Consider the following 18,646-nt stretch of genomic DNA (forward strand, 5'->3'; position numbering starts at 1 on the left):
CGTTGCTCCCTCCGCGATCGCAGTGCCTCGGCGGTGCCGGTGCCGAGCTTGGTCGCGACCCGGTTGATCGCGGCCCACTCGGTCGAGTAGTCCGGCCTCACCTCAGCGACCATGCGAACCGCCAGGCGGGTTAGGCGACTTGCCCGGCATCAACTCTCCACCGGACCGAGCGATTCATTTGCGGCAATTTGCCGAATGCTGGGCGCCTTGTCGTCAAATCTCCTAAGGTCTGGACCACCTGATTCGTGCCAGCCGGCGAACGCGAGACGGAGACAGGACTGTGGGATTCGACGAGACACTGGGCGACCTGGTCATCAGGAATCGGTTCCGACGGAGGAAGGTCAAATTCACGCGCCGGGCAGGGCCACTGGTGCTCCAATTCGAGGCCGATGGCGACACAATCCAGACATGGGTCAAGAAGTTCCACCAGGAGTACGCTGGGGTGCTGCCGATCAACGAGCCGGATCCAGCTGATGATACGCCGGCAAGGAGCGTCGCCCAGGAGTTACTGGAAATCGCTGGGAGATGCGGGTACGACGGGCGCGCCGCGTTCCGTCTGCCCATCGTCTTTCCGCGCTTCGCGGCCGCGTACGACGTGCTCTTCGCTTGGCAGCCGGACGAGCGGCGGCGCAGCCTGCCCGACCTCAACGAGGAGCTGGAGGAAAGGGTCAAGAAGGCGATCAGGAACGCCAAGAAAGATGTGCTGCCGGAATTAAGGGTAAGAGTCGACGAAATCTCGAAGGACCAGTTCCTGGAGAAACTCTTCGGTGGTTTGATCACGTTCGTGCTGCACGTCTTCGGCTGGCTGAGGTTCCCGCACATCAGAACCATCCGCTGGTTGCGCAAGAAAGGGTTCGACAAGCATCCGATACGAACCACCCGTGTCCTCATTCACGAGCTCCGCAAGTGGCGGGAGAAGGAAGCTGAGGAAAAGCACCTGTTTCTCGTCCACGCCATACTCGCCGACATAGACACGCACTATGGACTCTTCCGCCGGTTGAACAGGGCGCGTCGTCCCGTCATTCTCTTGCCCGACGTGGACAAGGTACCCGCGCGACGGATGCTCAGGGACGCCTTCCTCAAGGCGTACGGCGGCAGGTCCCGCGATCTACGGACGTATCCGATCGTCATCACCACCTCGACGTCCGCCAAAGTCACCAAGACCTCCCACCCGAAGGCGGACGGTCTGGGCGCGGCCATCCTGAAGCGCTTCAAGGAGCGGAAAGAAGCCGCGATCGAAATCAGTCACAACAACGAGAAGACGATGCCCAGCAGGTTGCTGCTGGTCTCTCTGCAGGGTTATTCACCGGGCCCGCGCGCGAATCGGCGGATCGGGATCGCGGGTCCGGTGGTCGCCGCGATGCTGTCGGTGACCCTGGTGGCGGCAATCGCCGGCGCCGGCCTGTATTTCGGGAACCGGCCCGACAGTTGTGGCGAGCGACTGGAGCGGGCGGGACACGACTGCGTAGGCGTGTCCGACGGTAAGGACGTCTTCATGCCCGACGTCGAGGGAATGCGGGAGGTCTTCGCCCGCATAGCGGCGGAGAACGCCCGCGTCCAACCGATGAAACACGCGACCGTCGCCTTGATGATCCCGATGGAGTCCGATGTCCCCGCGGTGCGGCAACAGATTCTCGGCGAGGTGTGCGGAGCGTATCTCGCGCAGCGCCGGGCCAACAGCCCGGAGGCGGCTACGCCGCCCATCCGCCTGGTCCTGGCGAACCCCGGCCGTGGCTACGGGCAGTGGCGGATCGCGATCGACAAGCTGCTGGAGCAGGAGTCGGACCTCCGCGTCGTCGTAGACTTCAACCTGAGCCTGGACACCACCCATGCCGCCATGTCCGAGCTCACCCAGCAACGCGGGATTCCGGTCGTCGCCGGCCTCGTCACCTCAGGGGCCTTTGCCAACCCCGAGTCCGAGAAACCGAGCAAGTATCCGTTTCCCGGGCTGGCCCGCGTGGTCTCGACCGCCAAGGAGCAGGCCGCCGCGCTGCTCAAATCCGACCTCAGTCTGGCGGGCTCCGAGACCGCTCTGGTCGTCGACGACCGGCCCCGCGACAACTACAACGCCTCCTTGTGGGAGGCGTTCGACGAAGCCCGGAAGACCAGGAAGAAAGGCATCGGGGTCCAGGACATGACCTTCAGGTCGAAGGACCTCGAGGTCGTGGGCAACACGCCGAACATCTTCGCGGACTTCGCACGGAACATCTGCGAGTCCAGGGCCCGTTACGTTTACTTCGCCGGGCGGGCCTTCCATCTGAAACTCTTCATCCAGCAACTCGCCACCGTTTACTGCAAGGACAAGCCCTCGTACACGGTCATCACGGGGTCGGACGCGACGACCATCGCCGAGCGCCTGACCGACGGCGAACGCGCCATGCTCCGCGGTGATCCGGGTATTGGACGGCCCTCTGTATCTGTCGAGTACGCCGCTCCCGCCCACCCAGAGGCCTGGAGCACCGAGGCGAAGAAGTGGCGGCGGGGCGACTTGCCCGGTTACCTCGCCGAAGCCCAGCAAGCCATGACGGAGCTGCGGGAGGACATCGCCGCCACGGGCCTTGGCAACGTCAGCCTCGAGGACGGCCGGCTGATCATCGCCCACGACGTCGTCCTGGTCGCCGCGAAGGAGCTGGCGAAAGCGGCGGCGATCAACAACACTGAGCTCCCGTCGACCGCCCAGGTGACGGAGAGCCTGCCGAATCTGAACGCGGCCTACCGCATACAGGGCGCGAGCGGCTGGATCTGCCTGACGAGGGCCGGCAATCCGTACGACAAGCCCGTTCCTGTGGTCCGTCTCGATGGCGCGTCCGGGAAGCTGAAGCTCAAGGCCGTCGCGTGGCCGGAGGGCGGACCCCCGAAGAACAACTGCGTCATCCCGCAGGACGTCTCGCTGCCTCAGCGCGATGCGCAGGCGGCCCCAAAGGGCGGCACATGAGCGGGCCCGCCCATCGTTGGCGCAGGAGCTTGGCCAGGCGAGACAGGACGTGATACGCAGGCGTGACGGAGGTCGTACGGCGGGCCGCCCAGGGATGCGGCAGTGGTTTCTCTATGTACTCGAAACGCCTGCTGTCTTGTCGGGAGCCTCAGCTCATCCGCCACCGTCCTGCACGAACCGTCGTGACCAGGGCCGTCAGGTTGGGAAGAGCTCACTCGTTCAGAACCGCGCGAAGGTGACGCTCACCGTAGATCAGCATGCGGTCGGTAACTTCGCGTTCGGACGACGCGGATTCAGAAAAGACCGCCGTCACCGGCTGGAACGCGGTCCAGCCGACAGCATCGACCAGGCCTGGCAGTACGCCGGCGCCACCAACGTTTCTGTCGTTCGCTGCTGCTAGAGATTGCCGCACCACCTGACCTTTCACCGAAGCAGGATGTTCGATGGCATCAGTGGCGTTTCGCGATGAGACTGCGATCGGCCGGGCGTTGGAGGAGTTCTCCCTGCCCAACCTGCCCGTGCGGATCTCGGCCCGGGAGCTGGTACGGCTGCGCGTACGCGAGGAGGTGGCCCGTTACAACGTCTCCCCCTCTCACCACTTCCGTGGTCTGCGGTCATTCATGCTTGGGCAAGGGCTGCCGCGCTGCTTCCCGTGCACGGCGCCGTGATCCCCGTATGAACTGGTCGACAGCGGTCTCCACGATCCCGTCGAGCAGTTCCGGCGTCACCAGGCTGCCGTTGATCAGTGTGGCGATGCCCTGCAGCGTCGCGAACAGCACGATCCCAACGCGTTGCGGGTCGCCGGGCTCGAGCACGCCCTGTGCTTGCCCCTGCGCGACCAGGTTGTGCATCAGCCCGAACGGCGCGGCGACGGCCGCGACGAGCCGGTCGGCGCCCTCGCGGTGCTTGCCGGCGAACATCAGTTCCAGCAGCGCGGCGTCCTCGGTGGCGAACCGCAGATAAGCCGCCGCCATGGCGTGCAGGCGCAGCCCGAATTCCTCCCCCGCGGCGGCGAGCGCCGCGCGTAGCTCCTCGTCGAGCCGGGCGAACCCGGCCTCGGCGAGCGCGTCCAGCAGTGCCTGACGGTCCGGGAAGTGCCGGCGGGGCGCGGCGTGGCTGACGCCGGCCTCGCGGGCCAGCTCGCGCAGCGAGAGCTGGTCCGCTCCATGCTGGCGCAGGCTGCGCTCGGCGGCGAGCAGCGTCGCGCGAAGGTTTCCGTGGTGGTACGCGGGCACGGACACTGGCCCGAATGGGCTGCTGGCTAAGCGGGTCAGGATCGCCCTGGTCGGACCGTGGGGCATCGGCATCCCACCCGGCCGTGTGCTTGCACTTGACGTAAACGTCAAGTTCTAGGGTCGTCAGGTCCGCGTCCGATCTCGAGGAGCCGTCATGACCCTCCCCGCCACCCACAGAGAAGTGCATTTGGTCGCCCGTCCGGAAGGACCACTCGACACTGAGAATTTCCGGATCATCGAGGCACCCATGCCCAAGCCCGGCCCCGGCCAGGTACTCGTGCGCAACCGCCTCATGAGCGTCGTCGCCGTGATGCGCACCCTGATGGAAGGTGATACCCGCCTGCCGATGCCACCGTACGGGCTGGGTGAGGCCATGTGGGGACCGGCTGTCGGCGAAGTGGTGGCCGCCCCGATGGCAGACCTCCGACCTGGCGACCTCGTCACCCATCGTCACGGCTGGCGCGAATACGCGGCGGTCGACGAGGCCGGGGCGCAGCGGATCGACCCCGAGGTGCTGCCCGACCTGGCCGCCCACCTCTCGCAGGGCCCGACGGCCTGGCTTGGTGTGCGAGCGGCCGAGGTGGGACCGGGTGACACGGTGTTCGTCACCGGCGCCGCGGGCGGCGTCGGCTCCCTGGCCGGGCAGTTCGCCCGGCTGCGCGGGGCGACGCGGCTGATCGGCAGTACCGGCTCCGTCCGCAAGGGTCGGTACCTGGTCGAAGAGCTGGGCTACGACGCCGCGGTCATCCGGGGCGCGGGCCCGATCGAGGAGCAGTTGCGGAAAGCAGCCCCCGACGGTGTAGACGCGATCTTCGACAACGTCGGGGGCGAACAGCTGACGGCCGGGCTCGCGGTGGCCCGCCGCGGCGCCCGCGTCGCCCTTGTCGGCACCCTGTCCGGCCAAGTCTCCGGCGGCTTCACAGCACCGGTCGAGATCGACACCGGTCACCTGATCCTTCAGGCGATCACGCTGCGCGGCATATCGGGTGGCGCCCAGTCAGACGCGATCCTGCAGGCGATGCACGAGTTCGGCCGCGGGCTACGCGACGGCACCATCACCTTCCCGCACACCGTGCTGGCGGGCATCGAACAGGCGCCTCGCGCGTTGTGTGAGTTGCTTGAAGGGCGCCATATCGGCGCGGTGCTGGTCGAATTGTGACCCCGGCCCCGGGAGGACTCGAAATGCGCATCGGCGACGCGGCGGCGGCCGCGGGTCTCACGCCACGTGCCCTACGCTTCTACGAGCAGCAAGGGCTGCTCGCCGCGCGGCGGATGGCTTCGGGGCATCGCGAGTACGGCCCGGACGACGTCGACCGGTTGCGGGCCGTACGCGAACTAACGGACGCAGGGCTGACGATCCGCGACATCCAGGCCTTGGTCCCTGTCCTCGACGTGGCGTTCCCGCCGGAGGGTGGGACGTCCCCGACAGTACGGCACACGCACGTGGGCGGCTGCCCGGTCGCCGAGGTTGCCGCCAGGCGCCTGGCGAATCTCGACGAACGCATCGCGCGACTGACCGAGGTACGCGACCGGCTCGACCGGGCGCTCACCCACGAGTTCGGCGGCCTGTTCCACGGCGCCGTCAGGCCGCACCGGGCGGCCTGACGGCACGGCCTGGACCCATGCCGAGCTCTCCGGAGGAGATCGCCGTACTGCCGTAGCCGCATCGGATCCCTTGTTGCTGCGGCTGCCTTGACGTTCGGCCAAACTCCTGGCCGTTGATCCAAATCTTGCCCAGGTAGGTGAAGTGATGAAGGCCGGGCCGAGGTCGGCGAGTAGAGCACCACGATCTTCACGACAGGAGGATGTGGCGGCTCTTCCACCGGGCGCGCAACCATCGGTCGTGGCTGGCGATCACGATCGCGCCGGGTCCATCGGTGCCCAGGGCCTCTTCCAGCTCGTCGGAGAGGCGGGGTGAGAGGTGGTTGGTGGGCTCGTCGAGCAGGAGCACCTCGGGTGGATCGGCCACCAGCAGCGCCAGCGCGAGCCGGCGGCGCTGGCCGACCGACAGCTCCCCTACCCGCAGGTCCACATCGCGCGGGCCGATCAGGCCGAGCGAGCGCAGCGGCACGGACTCGGCGCGCCCCGGGCCGAGCGCCCGCTCGTACGTCTCCCGCACCGTGCGGTCCGGCCGCTCGAATACGGTGTCCTGGGCCAGCAGCCCGACGGTCAGCCCACGCCGTCGCCGTACCTCTCCCTCCGCATCCAGCCGCCCTGCCAGCACCGCCAGGAGCGTGGACTTGCCCACGCCGTTCGGCCCGGTGACCAGCAACCGCTCCCCCGGCGCCACGTCGAGCCGGTCCATCGAGAGCCGTCCCGGCACCCGCACGTCCCGCAGTGACAGCAAGGTTTCGTCGTGGGGATCGCAGGAGCCAGCGGCGACACCCTCCGCGACACCGGCAGCGTCGGCGGCGCCGGTGACCAGGGTGCGAGGGCGGAAGCGGAGCGGTGGCGGTGGGGCAGGGACCTGCTCGCGTTCCAGCTCGGCGAGCCGGCGGGCGGCATTGCGCACCCGTCGCGAGATCTGGTGCTGTACGCGTCCTCCGCGGTGCCCGTACCCCATCTTCTCGTTGTCGCGTCGCAACCCGTCCAACGCCACCTGCCGCGCCGTCACCGCGACGGAGCGGCGCAGCTCGCCGAGTTCCTCCTGCTCCTCCGCGTGGCGCCGCTCCCAGCGCCCGCGCTCGGCGCGCTTCTCGGCCAGGTACGCGCCATACCCTCCCCCATAACGGACGGGCCCGTCCACCGCCGGGTCGAAATCGACCAGGTCGGTGCAGACCGCGTCCAGGAACGCCCGGTCATGGCTCGCCACGACCACCACCCCCGTCATACCGCGCAGCTGCTCCTCCACGAACACCGCGGCGTCGTCGTCCAGGTGGTTGGTGGGCTCGTCCAGCAGCAGCGCCGCAGGCCGTCTGATCAGCACCCCCGCCAGGGCGAGCCGCCCCCGCTGCCCGCCCGACAACGACGCAAGCGCGCGTCCGTGCGGCACACCGCCCAGGCCGAGCCGGTCGAGGACGATCTCCGCGCGCCGGTCGGCGTCCCAGGACTCGCGCTGTTGCGCCTGGTCAAGCCTGGCCCCGTACGCTTCGAGCAGAGCGGCGTCGTCCGGGGCGTCGGCGAGCGCCCGGGTGAGCCGGTCGAGCTCGGCCAGGTCCGTACGGGCTTCGCGCAGGGCGTCGTCGAGCACGTCGGCGACCGTGGCGTCGCCGGTGAACGGCAACTCCTGGTGCAGGAAGCCGAGGTCGGCGGGCCGCACGACGGTGCCGGAGTCGGGCTCATCCGCTCCAGCCAGCAGCCGCAGCAGGGTGGACTTGCCCACGCCGTTCTCGCCGATCAGCCCGATCCGGTGGCCGGGCGCGGCGGTGAGCGAGACGCCGTCGAGCACGCGCCGCGTGCCCAGCGTCCGTACGAGATCGCGGGCGAGCAGCGCGTCACTCACTGACGGGCCTCCCGGTCTCCAGGAGACAGCCGCCGGAGAGCTCCAGCCAGCGCTCCACCCCGATCTCCGCGAGGAACCGTTCGTCGTGGCTGACCACCACGAACGCCCCCTCGTACGCGCCGAGCGCGCTCTCCAGCTGCCCCACGCTGACCAGGTCGAGGTTGTTGGTGGGCTCGTCGAGCAGCAGAAGCTGGGGTGCCGGTTCGGCGCACAGCACGCAGGCGAGCGTGGCGCGCAGCCGTTCGCCGCCCGACAGCACGCGCACCGGCAGGTGGGCGCGTGCGCCGCGGAACAGGAAGCGGGCCAGTAGGTTCATCCGCTCCGCTTCCAGCATGCCCGGGGCGAACGCGGCCAGGTTCTCGGCCACGGTGCGTTCGAGGTCGAGCAGGTCGAGCCGCTGTGACAGGTAGGCGACGCGGCCGTCGGCGCGCCTGGTCGTGCCGCCGTCCGGCTCCAGCTCGCCGCTGATCAGGCGCAGCAGGGTGGACTTGCCCGCGCCGTTGGGGCCGGTCAGCGCGATGCGTTCGGGTCCGCGGATGGTCAGGTCGATGCCGGGCTCGGTGAACAGGCCGCGGGCCTGCAGGTGTTCGCCGTGGAAGACCGTACGTCCGGCAGGCACGTTGGTCCCTGGCAGCTCTAGTGTGATCTTCTGGTCGTCGCGCAGGGCGCGCCCGGCCTCGTCGAGCCTGGCCTTGGCGTCGCTGACGCGGGCGGCGTGCGTCTGGCCCGCCCGTCCGGCCGACTCCTGGGCACCCCGTTTCATGTTCCCGGCGAAGATGCGCGGCAGGCCGGCGTTCTTGAGGTTGCGGGCGGCGTTGCTCGCGCGGCGTTCGGCCCGCTCGCGGGCCTGCTGCATCTCGCGCTTTTCGCGTTTCAGCTCCTGCTCGGCGCTGCGCACGGTGCGTTCGGCGGCCTCCTGCTCGCCGCGTACGGCTGCCTCGTAGGCGGTGAAGTCGCCGCCGTAGAAGCGGATCTCGCCGCGGTCGAGTTCGGCGATGCGGTCCATGCGGTCGAGCAGGGCCCGGTCGTGGCTGACCACGAGCAGGCAGCCGTTCCAGTCGCCGAGCACGTCGTAGAGCCTGCGGCGCGCGCCGAGGTCGAGGTTGTTGGTCGGCTCGTCGAGCAGCAGGACGTCGGGCCGCTTGAGGAGTTGCGCAGCCAGGCCGAGCGAGACGACCTGGCCGCCGCTCAGCGTGCGCAGCGTGCGGTCGAACGCGAGGTCGCCGAGCCCGAGCCGGTCGAGCTGGGCACGGGTGCGCTCCTCGATGTCCCAGTCGTTGCCGATCGTGGTGAAGTGCTCCTCACTGGCGTCGCCCGACTCGATGGCGTCCAGCGCGGCGATCACGGGGGCGATGCCGAGGACCTCGGCCACGGTCAGGTCGCCGGCCAAGGGCAGGCTCTGCGGCAGATAGCCCAGCACGCCGCTGACAGACACGCTGCCGCCGCCGGGCCGGTACTCGCCGGCGATCAGCTTGAGCAGCGTGCTCTTGCCCGCGCCGTTCGGGGCGACGAGGCCGGTACGGCCGCCGCCCACGGTGAAGGACAGGTCGCTGAAGACGGGCGTGTCGTCAGGCCAGGAGAAGGACAGGCTGGAGCAGATGATGAACGCATCGGACATGCGAGAGACCTCGTAGGTGACCCGGGCGCGCGAAGGCGGCCCGGCGATGGGGACGGGAATGGGGGAACGACGACGAGGGCCACATCGGCGGCGGTCATGTGCGCCTGCCGGGGCCGGTCAACCTCCGGTATCACCCGGAGATGTCGTCGTCACCTGCCACGTCTGGTCTCCTAGCTTTCCGATCTCAAGCGTCTTTTACCATAGCAGCCGCCGGGATCAGCGCGTGCCGGCCGCCTAGTGCGTTGACCACATACGTTCACCGGGTTTGATGACACGCCATTCGAGGTCCATGGCGGGTGTGCCGGGTGGTGGCCCCACCACTTAGCCCGAGTGGTGGGGCAGCTGTTACGTTCCGGGCATGAAAACAGTCCCATTCACCGGCGGTGAGAAGGAAAGCCTCCAGGCCAGCATGGACCGGCATCGCGACGCGGTGCTGTGGAAGATCGAGGGCCTGGACGACGAGGCGCTGCGACGCCCCATGACCCCGTCCGGGACGAACCTCCTGGGCCTGGTCAAGCATCTGGCGGCCGTCGAGTACTGGTGGTTCGCCGACACGTTCGGGCAGGAGCACGAGGAGCTCCCGTTCGACGACGATGACGAGGACGCCGACCTGCGCGTCGACCCCGGCGAGACCACGGCCGACGTCCTCGCCTTCTACGCCCGCGCCCGCGCGTCCTCCGACGAGGTCATCGAGAAGTTCGGCCTCGAGGACCTCGGCACCAACGAGCGCGGCGAGAAGATGACGCTGCGCTGGGTGCTCATCCACATGATCGAGGAGACCGCCCGGCACGTCGGCCACATGGACATCGTGCGCGAGCTCATCGACGGCGCGAGCGGCGACCACCGGCGCGCCTAGTGCTGTGAGCGGAACGATCACCAGGTTGGGTGAGGATTGTCAGGCGGGCGGTGCGAGGGGCCGGCCGCCCCAGCGGATGCCCTTCTCGCTACGGATGCGGGCGCGTTCGCGGCGTTGGGCGGCCAGTACGTCAGGGTGACGGGCGTGGGCGTTGCGCCAGCGCAGGTAGGCGTGCAGGGCCCGGGTCTGGACGGTGTGGTTGCGGTGGTCGGAGTTGGCCAGGGTGAACTGGCGCAACGGTCCGAAGTGCGCCTCGATCGGGTTGGCCCAGGAGGCGTAGGTCGGCGTGAACAGCAGTCTGACCTTGTTCTTCTCGGCCCAGGCGCGGATGCGCCAGTTCTTGTGCGCCGACAGGTTGTCCAGGATGACGTAGATCGGGGCGCCGTCCGGCCGGGCGGCACGGATGGATTTCAGCGCGGCCCAGGTGGGGTTGATGCCCTTGCGGGCTCGGTTGACGCCCCACAGCAGGTCGTCGCCGACGGAGTAGCAGCCGTGGAAGTAGGTGACGCCGTGGGTGCGGCGGTAGATGGCCGGCAGCCGGTCCGGCTTACCCGCAGGTGCCCAGCCGGATGCCCAAGGGTCCGAACTCGTCGAAGGCGAAGGTGCGTTCGGGCCGTTGGGTCAGGGCGTAGTCGATTTCGTCCAGTTTGGTGTCGAAGTCGGGGTCGGGTGAGTCCTTCCAGGTCTTGGTGCGCTGGAAGGTGATCCCATGGCGGGCCAGCAGGGTGCGTAACGCCTCGCGGCCGAGGGTGATGGCCCGGCCGGGCAGGCGGCGCAAGCAGTCGAGGAGCTTGCGGATGGACCAGCGGGTGAAGGGCTGGCCGAGCTTGACAGGTCGGGTGGTGGCCGTCGTGGCGACGAAGGCTTCGTCGTCAGGACTCAGCAGGCGGGGACGGCCTCCCGCCCACTGAGGGTCCAGGCAGGCCAGACAGGTCTACGGCGATCCGGTCGGCCCTGGGCTTGTGGGTCCGGCCGAACCTGCCACTGCATCCGGCCTGGATCACCGCGCTCCCCACGGGCATGTACGGCGAACTGACCTCGCACCCTGCCGAGGACCAACTCCGGCTCGACACCTGGGCCAAGGAGCAGACCGGTGGGCTCATCCCCACCATGCCCCTCCAACTGACCGACCGCGTGCTCCTTGTCCTGGCCATGGCGTTGACCGTTCGCACCACGTGGCTACGCCCGTTCACCGACGGCATCGGCCTGTTCGAAGCCGGCCCGTGGGCCGGACGTGAGATCCATGTCTTACGCCGCAGCACCCACGTACTCGACCGCGCCAGAGTCACCGACACCCCCAGCGGTTCGCTCACCTTGCTTCGCGTCATGGGTACAGGGGGAATCGACGTCCACCTCGTCATCGGCGACGAATCGATGAAACCCGGCCACGTCCTCACCGCCGGTATCGACGTACTGGCCGGACGCCACCTCACCACACCAGCCAGCCTCCTGCATGCGAGCTGCACCGGCCCCGGAATGACCATCCGCCACGCCCGCGACTACGCTCCTGACGACGTACTGAACGTCACGGTCCCGCGCTTCACCATCACCTCCACGCACGACCTCCTGGACCTGCCCGAAGTGTTCGGTCTGGCAACGGTGACCGACAAGACACGCGGGCACTTCCCCGGCATCAGCACCCAGCCCCTCGCCGTCACCCAGGCCCAGCAGAACGCCGTCGCCACCTTCCAAGCCACCGGCTTCGAGGCCGCCGCTATCACCGCCCTCGGCGCCGTCGCAGGCGGAATAGCCCCACCGCCTCCCTACCGCGTCAGGCACATCGACCTCGACTTCAACCATCCCTTCGGATTCCTCGCGGTTGACCGCCGAAGCCACCTCATTCTGACCGCCGGCTGGGTCGCCGAACCCGAAACCTGGCACTCGGGAGCCAGTAACTGAGCGCCGCACCATGGAAGAAGCCCGTAACACCCACTGTCGGTGCTCCGGCACGAGGCCTCGTGGCCGCGTACGACCTCGGTCCGCCCGGGAGGAATCCGCAGCTCTTCCGCGTAGCCGCCCCAGGTCCAGTCCGAGCGAATACGGGCCTGGCGTGCAGCTTTGATCTGGTCGTTGGGCCGGACGATCACGTTGAAGTTCGGTACGGGCGATGAATCACCGATGCTTAGCGCTTCGACTGGTACCCCGAAGAAGCCCACACCCTCAATGGTGTTCTCATTCAGCCATGCCAAGGCTGCTGCGTGCTCATCAGTGATGGAGTGAGTGGCCCTGATCACGATCTGCACCTGAACACCAGCGCAGTCTATAGGGCGCCGAACGACATGGGCCGGGTCCGTTCCCGGAGATGGCCACGTGGTCCGATGTCAAGGACACCCAGCCCACAACAGCCAGAAACAGAATGTTTCTGATTAATTCCGGCAATGGTGTGAGCTTTTGTTATGGAGCACCGGTAAACGGGTGTCCACAACTCGGTAGGAGTGGCATTTGATAAACCTGCAAACGGCTGTTAATCGCGCCGTCGAGCTGGCGATCGTAGCCGAAATCCAGCCTTGCGGGCGCCGCTAGCACATGGATCGACACAGCGCAAGAGATTGATTGCCATTTGTCAGCGTGAGTAACTGTCAACGCCCGACGGAAACGCCGGCAAAGATCCAGTAGCTGCACGGACGGGTGCCGCGACCAACGATCCCCGCCCGTGGAGCACCATTCGATGCAAAGGGAGCCTACCCGCTATGTTCATGAAACGCACGCTCTTACCGGCCACTCTGATCGCGCCGTTCGCGATGCTGGGCGCGCCCCCGGCATTTGCCGACGATCCTCAGCCGCTTCCGGACAATCCCAACGTTGTGGTCGGATACGACAACGAGACAGAAATCTTCCCCGCCAAAACAACCCCTCCCTCGATGACCATGGCCGCCTGCCGGACAGGAGATGCCACCTACCGGGTCTCCACGTACAGCAACAGCCACAAGGCCGTCGGCCCGACGCAGTCCAATCACAACGGAACGTCCCGCGCCGCCACATCGACCTTCACCGCCACGGTGTCCGGAACCGTCTCGATCTCCTGGAACGTCTCTGGCAGCCTGAAGGTGGACAGGCTCATCGCGGGCGCCGAAGTGGCCGCGGGCGTCAACCTGTCCGCAAGCCTGACGGCCTCGTTGGGGAACCAGATCGCCGTCCCGACCCCGCCGCGCAAAACGACGCTCGCCACGTACGGCGTGTGGCGCAAGAAGACCAACGGCATTTACCAGGTTTGCGGCCAAAGCCGTCAGCGACACGTGACCGCGTGGACCCCCTGGCAGGTCGGCTGGTACGTCAAGCAAAGGTGATCTCGACATGACAATCCGCCAGGTAGTGCCTCTCCTTGCTTCCTGCACCATCATCGGCTTGGCGGTGGCCTGCACGGCTCCGCCTCCAGCGAATCCGGTGCCGGACCGGCGAGGCACTACCTCGTCGGCCGTCCCGACCGAGACCGCAGTGACCACACCACCACCGCCCAACCGCACGCCGCTCCGCATGCCGGGCATGGACGCGGGCACGAAAACCGTCCTCAAGGCAGGGCCGAGAAAAGGGTCCATGGTCGTCGGCGACATCCCACCCGGAAAGGACGAGCTCTGGGTGCTGTTCAACTGCCGGGGAGAGGGCAAGGCGGAGATCATCCTCGAGCCGGGCTATAACATGCCCTTCACCTGCCTCGACAACCTGATCAGCCCCATCATGAACCGGCTCGACCTCGGCCAGAGGGAGACCCTGACGGTACGAATCCAGGCCCCGGACTCAGTCGAGTGGGCCTTGCGCGTCACACGCTGAGCCTCAGAGGCGTTTCCCAAACCAACGGCTCCGCCTCACAGTCGCCTTCGCCCTTGCCTGCAGTGCCGCACATGCCACCGGTGCCGGCCTGGTCGGCCTGCTGTTCTGGTGGATCACCCATCACCAGCCCGCATATTGCGGAGCGGCCCGCGCGGCGTTAACGCAGAGCCACACTCCATTTCTTAATCGTCCAGTCGCCGTCGTCCACCCTCGAGAGGAGCCGGCCAAGGGGCTCAGGGTGAAAGTGGAGCTTCCGACTGAAGGAATGCCTTCACCCCAGGCCCCTGTTTGACTGGCTCATCCTGAGGCGACGGCTTCCTTGAACCCGTCGAGAACCGCCTGCGGATTCTCGCCATATGTCATCTCCCAAATCTGCGTCAGCTCATCCAGCTGACAGTCCGGAATCTGCTGGACACCTCAATGAGAGTGCACTCATCCGCCATGGCCTCAGCGGATCGAACGAAGCGCACCCGTACATCGTTGCGTAAGGGTGCGTGCCGGCATGCAAGCCCGTACGGCCGAAAACCACTTGCCCCGCGTGGTGGGCTCGGGGAACGTGGTGTCCATGATGCTCTGACTGACAGCACCCGCTATTTCGAGATGCCACGGCGCCTGCTCGCGCCGTAATGCCGCCCGCCCATACCCTGTTCAGCGAAGAGAGCGTCTTTGTCTCAGCAACACTCCCGGCAGGAGCTCCTGCCGCCTTCCACCCCGGCTATGGGTTCGGCCACCGTCACCGTGTTCGCCTCCCCCACCAGCTGGATCGAGTCCGATGCCCTCGCGCAGTGCCACCAGGTGGCCGCCCTCGACGGCATGATGCACGTCGCCGCCATGCCGGACCTGCACCCCGGCAAGGGCGCCCCTATCGGCGCCGCCATGGCGTCGACCATCTTGTACCCGTTCCTGGTGGGCTCCGACATCGGATGCGGCATCGCCGTGTTCCCCGTCGAGCTCAAGCGCGCCGTACCCGAGAAGCTCGCCGCCCGGTTCCCCGATCTCGATCGCGCGCTCGACCCTGAGCAGGATGCCGACGATCCCGCCTGGGCCGTAGTGAAGGGTGATATTCCCGCAGGTCACGTCGAAGGCCTCGGGACGGTCGGCAGGGGCAACCACTTCGTCGAGCTGGCGCGGATCGGGACCGTCTTCGAACCGGGCCACGCGAGCCGTCTCGGACTCGCCGCCGACGACCTGGTTCTCATCGTCCACAGCGGTTCCCGAGGGCTGGGCGAACGGATCCTGCGGGCGCACACCGAGGTCCACGGTGCGGGCCCCGCCCCTGATCCCGGCGCCTACCTGGCGATGCATGACGACGCCGTACGCTGGGGATCGCTCAACCGGCGGCTGATGGCCGCCCGGGTCGCCCATGCCCTGGGTACCGAGCCCACCGAGCCGATCGTCGACCAGTGCCACAACCTGGTCGAGCTCCGCGACGGGATCTACCTGCACCGCAAGGGGGCCGCGCCGGGTGACGGCCGCGACGTGCTCATCGCCGGTACGCGAGGCACCCCTTCCTACCTCGTGGCCGCCCACGCTGGCCCGGACGCCGGCCATTCCGTGGCGCACGGCGCGGGCCGCAAGATGTCGCGTACCGACGCCCTGCGCCGGGGCAAGGCCAAGCACACGGTCGAGGAGCTGCGCCGCACACCGGTGGGGTCGCTGGTCGTCTGCGGCGACCGCCAACTGCTCTTCGAGGAGGCACCAACGGCCTACAAGCGCATCGAGCAGGTAATCGCCGACCTCGTCGACCATGACCTGGCCACGCCCGTGGCCACCACGATCCCTCTGGTCACCTACAAGACGCCCGACCTCGGGTCCACGCCCCCAAGGGACCGCCGGGACCACCGCCGCAAGCGAGGCTGGCCGTGAGCGTCCACCTGCTCCTGTCGGCCGGGCGCGGCCCGCAGGAGTGCGCCTGGGCATTGGCCCAGCTGCTGCGCCGCCTGGAAGTTGACGCCACCCGGCAGAATCTGGAGACCCATCGGGCCCAGACCGCTCCCGGTGACCGGCCCGGCACCTACCGGTCGGTCCTCATCCAGATCGCAGGAGACGGCGCCGAGGCGTTCGCCGCCTCGTGGACCGGAACCCTCTGCTGGCAGGCCCCCAGCCCATACCGGACCAACACCAGCCGAAAGAACTGGTACGTCATCGCCCAACCGTGCCTGGTCAGCACCCCGCACACGACCTTCGCGGAAGCAGACGTCGACATCGTCGCCTGCCGCACCGGCGGCCCCGGCGGTCAACATCGCAACAAGGCCAGCACGGCCGTACGGGCGACCCACCGGCCCACGGGGATCGTCGTCGTGGTCGACACCGAGCGGCAGTTCAGCCTCAACCGCCGCATCGCCCTGCGGCTGCTGCGACAGCGCATCGAGCACGGCGACGAGGCAGCAGGACGCGCCGTCACCACCGCCCGCTGGCGCCTCCACGATGAGCTCGTACGCGGCAACCCCACCCGTATCGAACGTCCGGAAACGCCGAAGCAGGACCTGGCTCCGCAGAAGCAGACGCGCCGACGACGGTGGCAGTCCACCCCGCCCACGCCCACCGCCGAAGGAGAATTGCATCATCCGACAACATGAGGATCGCTAGGGCAAGAGCGTGCAGTGCCGCCGCCCGGCTGCGCCGCCTGCCACTGTAAGCCTCAGACGCTGGTCAGCCGTTCGGACGAGCAATAGTCAAGACCTGTGGATCATGCGTTCCTAGGCGGCTGTGGGGACGGGTGATTCTGCAGGGCGTTCGACGAGCTTGCCGTCGATGAAGGTGGCGCCGGCTCGGACCAGGGCGACCAGGTGAGCGCCGTTGACGGCGCGCCAGCGCGCCTGAGCGGACTCGATCAGCTTGAAGGCCATCGCCAGGCCGGCGGCACGGGAGCCGGGACCCTTGGTGACCTTGGTGCGATGCCGGACGGTGGCGAAGGTCGATTCGATCGGGTTGGTGGTGCGCAGGTGCCGCCAGTGTTCGGCCGGATAGTCGTAGAAGGCGAGCAGTTCTTCGACATCGTCGACGACTTTGGCGACCGCTTTGGGGAACTTGGCGCCGTAGGCGGCCTCGAACGCGCTGATCGCGGTCAGCGCCTGGTCCTTGCTCTCGGCGTTCCAGATCTCGGCCAACGCCTTCTTCGCGCCAGGATGGGCGGACTTCGGGAGCGCCCCCAACACATTGGCAATCTTGTGAAACCAGCACCTCTGCGCCCTGGCCTGCGGAAATACCTCACTTAGGGCTGACCAGAAGCCCAGCGCGCCATCGCCGATCGCCAGGACCGGGGCGCGCATGCCGCGCCGGGCGCAGTCACGCAGCAGGTCAGCCCACGACTCGCTCGACTCCCGGTAGCCGTCGGTGAGGGCGACGAGTTCCTTGCGGCCGTCGGCGCGCACGCCGATCAGCACCAGCAGGCACAACTTGTGCTCTTCCAGGCGGATGTTGACGTGGATGCCGTCGGCCCACAGGTAGACGTAGTCCACGTCGGATAGGTCGCGTTCGGCGAAGGCGCGTTGCTCGGCTTTCCACTGCTCGGTGAGCTTGGTGATGACCGGCGCAGACAGCCCGTTGCTCGAGCCGAGAAACTGGCCGAGAGCGGGCACGAAGTCGCCGGACGACAGCCCGTGCAGGTAGAGCAGGGGGAGCACCTCGGTGATGGCCGGGCTCTTGCGGCACCACGGCGGCAAGATGGCTGAGGAGAAGCGTCGGCGCTTGCCGGTGGCTTCGTCGATGCGCTTGTCGTTGACGCGTGGGGCGCGCACTTCGATGGCTCCCGCGCTGGTCAGTACCTGCCGGGGTTCGTGGTGACCGTTGCGGACGACCAGACGGCGGCCGTGTTCGTCACGTTCGTCGGCGAACTGGGCGATGTAGGCGTCGACCTCGGCCTTGAGCGCTTCGGCGAGCATCCGGCGGGCGCCTTCCCGGACGAGCTCGTCGATCAGCGCGGGCGACGGGGCGGAGATCGCCGCGGCGCGGTCGCCGTTGGCGGGGTCAGGGACTACGGTGAGCACGGGTGTGCCTTCCCGACCGACGTTGGCGCGTCGGTCATGCTTGTGGATTCACATGATCATCGGGAAGGTACACCCCTTCCCGATGATCCACAGATCTCAAGCATTGCTCCGTTCGGACTGCCGAGGGTCCTTTGCCCATGTTGTTCTGCGCGACGGCATGCTCAATGGCTTGCTGATATGTCGGCCATCCTTGCTCGCGACGTCCATCAAAGCCGAGGCGGTTCAGCTTTTGGCCCGAGTAACCGAAAGCGGCCCGCATGCCCGCGAGAAGGCAGCGGCTCAGGACCTGCTCGCCACCGGCGAACGGCACGAGGGACGGACTCTACAGAGACGATGGCCATCCTGAGTAGTACGCAACAACCAAGGCATTCGTTGAATTGATGCCGCTTTAGCAGTGCAACTCGACGCCGTTCGGATTACCGCTTACCGTCACATAAGTCCCACAGATCATCGTCCTCAATGATCCAAGGGTGTCTGGTGATGGCGACACAGGAACAGATCGAGGCCGCTCGACGCACGATCGAGCAGTTACGCGACCAGCATGCCAACGACGTGCACAAGCTCATCGGCCTGCTCGAAAGCGGAGCGATGAAGGGCAAGGCCGCAGACAAGCTCATCAAGGACTGCCAAGCCTGGGAAGCAGCCTACAAGAGCGTCTTCCGCAGGGCCCTCTCGCTGGTCGAATCCACACCTGTGAGCCCACAGGCCAAGGATCCCGCTGCGGATCCGTTCCTGCCCTGGCATCCGCGGCCGGACTGGCCCCCCGGGGGATTTCCCCGATGAGCCCATCCCCGAATCGGGTC

At 67.6% G+C, this 18,646-nt stretch carries 15 protein-coding genes and 1 pseudogene; 10 read left to right on the forward strand and 6 right to left on the reverse strand.

Going from position 1 to position 18,646, the window contains the following annotated elements; genetic code table 11:
- The first annotated feature begins 370 nt into the window (after nucleotides 1-370).
- Nucleotides 371-2,935 carry a hypothetical protein gene (locus tag ACQPWU_RS45205; protein WP_433431921.1) on the forward strand — a complete coding sequence of 855 codons (2,565 nt, stop codon included), beginning with the start codon at nucleotides 371-373 and terminating at the stop codon, nucleotides 2,933-2,935.
- A 211-nt stretch (nucleotides 2,936-3,146) separates the two neighbouring features.
- Here ACQPWU_RS45205 and ACQPWU_RS45210 read toward each other — a convergent pair whose 3' ends face one another.
- Complete coding sequence (locus ACQPWU_RS45210) at nucleotides 3,147-3,362, reverse strand: hypothetical protein (RefSeq protein WP_433431923.1); 216 nt, start codon at nucleotides 3,360-3,362, stop codon at nucleotides 3,147-3,149.
- Nucleotides 3,363-3,549: 187 nt separating this feature from the next.
- A complete protein-coding gene (locus ACQPWU_RS45215) occupies nucleotides 3,550-4,176 on the reverse strand; it encodes a TetR/AcrR family transcriptional regulator (protein ID WP_433431925.1) in 627 nt (208 codons plus the stop codon).
- Between the two features lie 148 nt (nucleotides 4,177-4,324).
- On the opposite strand from ACQPWU_RS45215, the gene ACQPWU_RS45220 reads away from it, so the two are divergent.
- Together ACQPWU_RS45220 and ACQPWU_RS45225 are read left to right on the forward strand one after the other, a co-directional pair.
- On the forward strand, nucleotides 4,325-5,329 hold the full coding sequence (locus ACQPWU_RS45220; RefSeq protein WP_433431927.1) for an MDR family NADP-dependent oxidoreductase: 1,005 nt from the start codon (nucleotides 4,325-4,327) through the stop codon (nucleotides 5,327-5,329).
- Nucleotides 5,330-5,352: 23 nt separating this feature from the next.
- Nucleotides 5,353-5,775, forward strand: coding sequence for a MerR family transcriptional regulator (locus ACQPWU_RS45225; protein ID WP_433431929.1), 423 nt, complete (start codon nucleotides 5,353-5,355; stop codon nucleotides 5,773-5,775).
- A 187-nt stretch (nucleotides 5,776-5,962) separates the two neighbouring features.
- Here ACQPWU_RS45225 and ACQPWU_RS45230 read toward each other — a convergent pair whose 3' ends face one another.
- Together ACQPWU_RS45230 and ACQPWU_RS45235 are read right to left on the reverse strand one after the other, a co-directional pair.
- Nucleotides 5,963-7,612 carry an ABC-F family ATP-binding cassette domain-containing protein gene (locus ACQPWU_RS45230; RefSeq protein ID WP_433431930.1) on the reverse strand — a complete coding sequence of 550 codons (1,650 nt, stop codon included), beginning with the start codon at nucleotides 7,610-7,612 and terminating at the stop codon, nucleotides 5,963-5,965.
- Nucleotides 7,605-9,230, reverse strand: coding sequence for an ABC-F family ATP-binding cassette domain-containing protein (locus ACQPWU_RS45235; RefSeq protein WP_433431932.1), 1,626 nt, complete (start codon nucleotides 9,228-9,230; stop codon nucleotides 7,605-7,607). Before ACQPWU_RS45235 ends, ACQPWU_RS45230 begins: the two co-directional genes overlap by 8 nt.
- Before the next feature lie 358 nt (nucleotides 9,231-9,588).
- Here ACQPWU_RS45235 and ACQPWU_RS45240 point away from each other — a divergent pair, with 358 nt between their 5' ends.
- The gene (locus ACQPWU_RS45240) at nucleotides 9,589-10,086 is read left to right on the forward strand and encodes a DinB family protein (protein WP_433431934.1); all 498 of its coding nucleotides are present in this window, start codon (nucleotides 9,589-9,591) and stop codon (nucleotides 10,084-10,086) included.
- Nucleotides 10,087-10,125: 39 nt separating this feature from the next.
- Here the strand turns inward: ACQPWU_RS45240 and ACQPWU_RS45245 are convergent.
- Nucleotides 10,126-11,014, reverse strand: a pseudogene (locus tag ACQPWU_RS45245) (IS630 family transposase); the annotation flags it as partial.
- 32 nt (nucleotides 11,015-11,046) lie between these two features.
- Here ACQPWU_RS45245 and ACQPWU_RS45250 point away from each other — a divergent pair.
- The 5 genes from ACQPWU_RS45250 (at nucleotide 11,047) to prfH (ending at nucleotide 16,433) form a co-directional block, all read left to right on the forward strand.
- Nucleotides 11,047-11,985, forward strand: coding sequence for a serpin family protein (locus ACQPWU_RS45250; RefSeq protein WP_433431936.1), 939 nt, complete (start codon nucleotides 11,047-11,049; stop codon nucleotides 11,983-11,985).
- Between the two features lie 797 nt (nucleotides 11,986-12,782).
- Nucleotides 12,783-13,373, forward strand: coding sequence for a hypothetical protein (locus ACQPWU_RS45255; protein WP_433431937.1), 591 nt, complete (start codon nucleotides 12,783-12,785; stop codon nucleotides 13,371-13,373).
- 7 nt (nucleotides 13,374-13,380) lie between these two features.
- Nucleotides 13,381-13,854, forward strand: a complete 474-nt coding sequence (locus ACQPWU_RS45260; protein ID WP_433431938.1) for a hypothetical protein — start codon at nucleotides 13,381-13,383, stop codon at nucleotides 13,852-13,854.
- Between the two features lie 717 nt (nucleotides 13,855-14,571).
- Entirely contained in the window at nucleotides 14,572-15,720 is a 1,149-nt protein-coding gene (locus ACQPWU_RS45265; RefSeq protein WP_433431939.1) for an RNA ligase RtcB family protein, read from the forward strand.
- A complete protein-coding gene (gene prfH / locus ACQPWU_RS45270; protein ID WP_433431941.1) occupies nucleotides 15,717-16,433 on the forward strand; it encodes a peptide chain release factor H in 717 nt (238 codons plus the stop codon). The genes ACQPWU_RS45265 and prfH overlap by 4 nt, the downstream gene beginning before the upstream one ends.
- Nucleotides 16,434-16,553: 120 nt before the next feature.
- On the opposite strand, the gene ACQPWU_RS45275 is transcribed toward prfH, so the two are convergent.
- Nucleotides 16,554-17,843 (reverse strand): IS256 family transposase, encoded by a 1,290-nt coding sequence (locus ACQPWU_RS45275; RefSeq protein ID WP_433431943.1) that lies wholly within the window; start codon nucleotides 17,841-17,843, stop codon nucleotides 16,554-16,556.
- A gap of 480 nt (nucleotides 17,844-18,323) precedes the next feature.
- Here ACQPWU_RS45275 and ACQPWU_RS45280 point away from each other — a divergent pair, with 480 nt between their 5' ends.
- Nucleotides 18,324-18,626, forward strand: coding sequence for a hypothetical protein (locus ACQPWU_RS45280; protein ID WP_433431945.1), 303 nt, complete (start codon nucleotides 18,324-18,326; stop codon nucleotides 18,624-18,626).
- Nucleotides 18,627-18,646: the final 20 nt, after the last annotated feature.

The organism is Nonomuraea sp. CA-141351 (genome assembly GCF_050944675.1).
GTDB lineage: Bacteria > Actinomycetota > Actinomycetes > Streptosporangiales > Streptosporangiaceae > Nonomuraea.

What these genes read in the sequence shown, in the direction of transcription:
- ACQPWU_RS45220 (WP_433431927.1), top strand. Translation starts at nt 4,325, where the DNA reads ATGACCCTCCCCGCCACCCACAGAGAAGTGCATTTGGTCGCCCGTCCG.
- ACQPWU_RS45225 (WP_433431929.1), top strand. Translation starts at nt 5,353, where the DNA reads ATGCGCATCGGCGACGCGGCGGCGGCCGCGGGTCTCACGCCACGTGCC.
- ACQPWU_RS45235 (WP_433431932.1), bottom strand. Translation starts at nt 9,230, where the DNA reads ATGTCCGATGCGTTCATCATCTGCTCCAGCCTGTCCTTCTCCTGGCCT.
- ACQPWU_RS45240 (WP_433431934.1), top strand. Translation starts at nt 9,589, where the DNA reads ATGAAAACAGTCCCATTCACCGGCGGTGAGAAGGAAAGCCTCCAGGCC.
- ACQPWU_RS45255 (WP_433431937.1), top strand. Translation starts at nt 12,783, where the DNA reads ATGAAACGCACGCTCTTACCGGCCACTCTGATCGCGCCGTTCGCGATG.
- ACQPWU_RS45260 (WP_433431938.1), top strand. Translation starts at nt 13,381, where the DNA reads ATGACAATCCGCCAGGTAGTGCCTCTCCTTGCTTCCTGCACCATCATC.
- ACQPWU_RS45265 (WP_433431939.1), top strand. Translation starts at nt 14,572, where the DNA reads ATGGGTTCGGCCACCGTCACCGTGTTCGCCTCCCCCACCAGCTGGATC.
- ACQPWU_RS45280 (WP_433431945.1), top strand. Translation starts at nt 18,324, where the DNA reads ATGGCGACACAGGAACAGATCGAGGCCGCTCGACGCACGATCGAGCAG.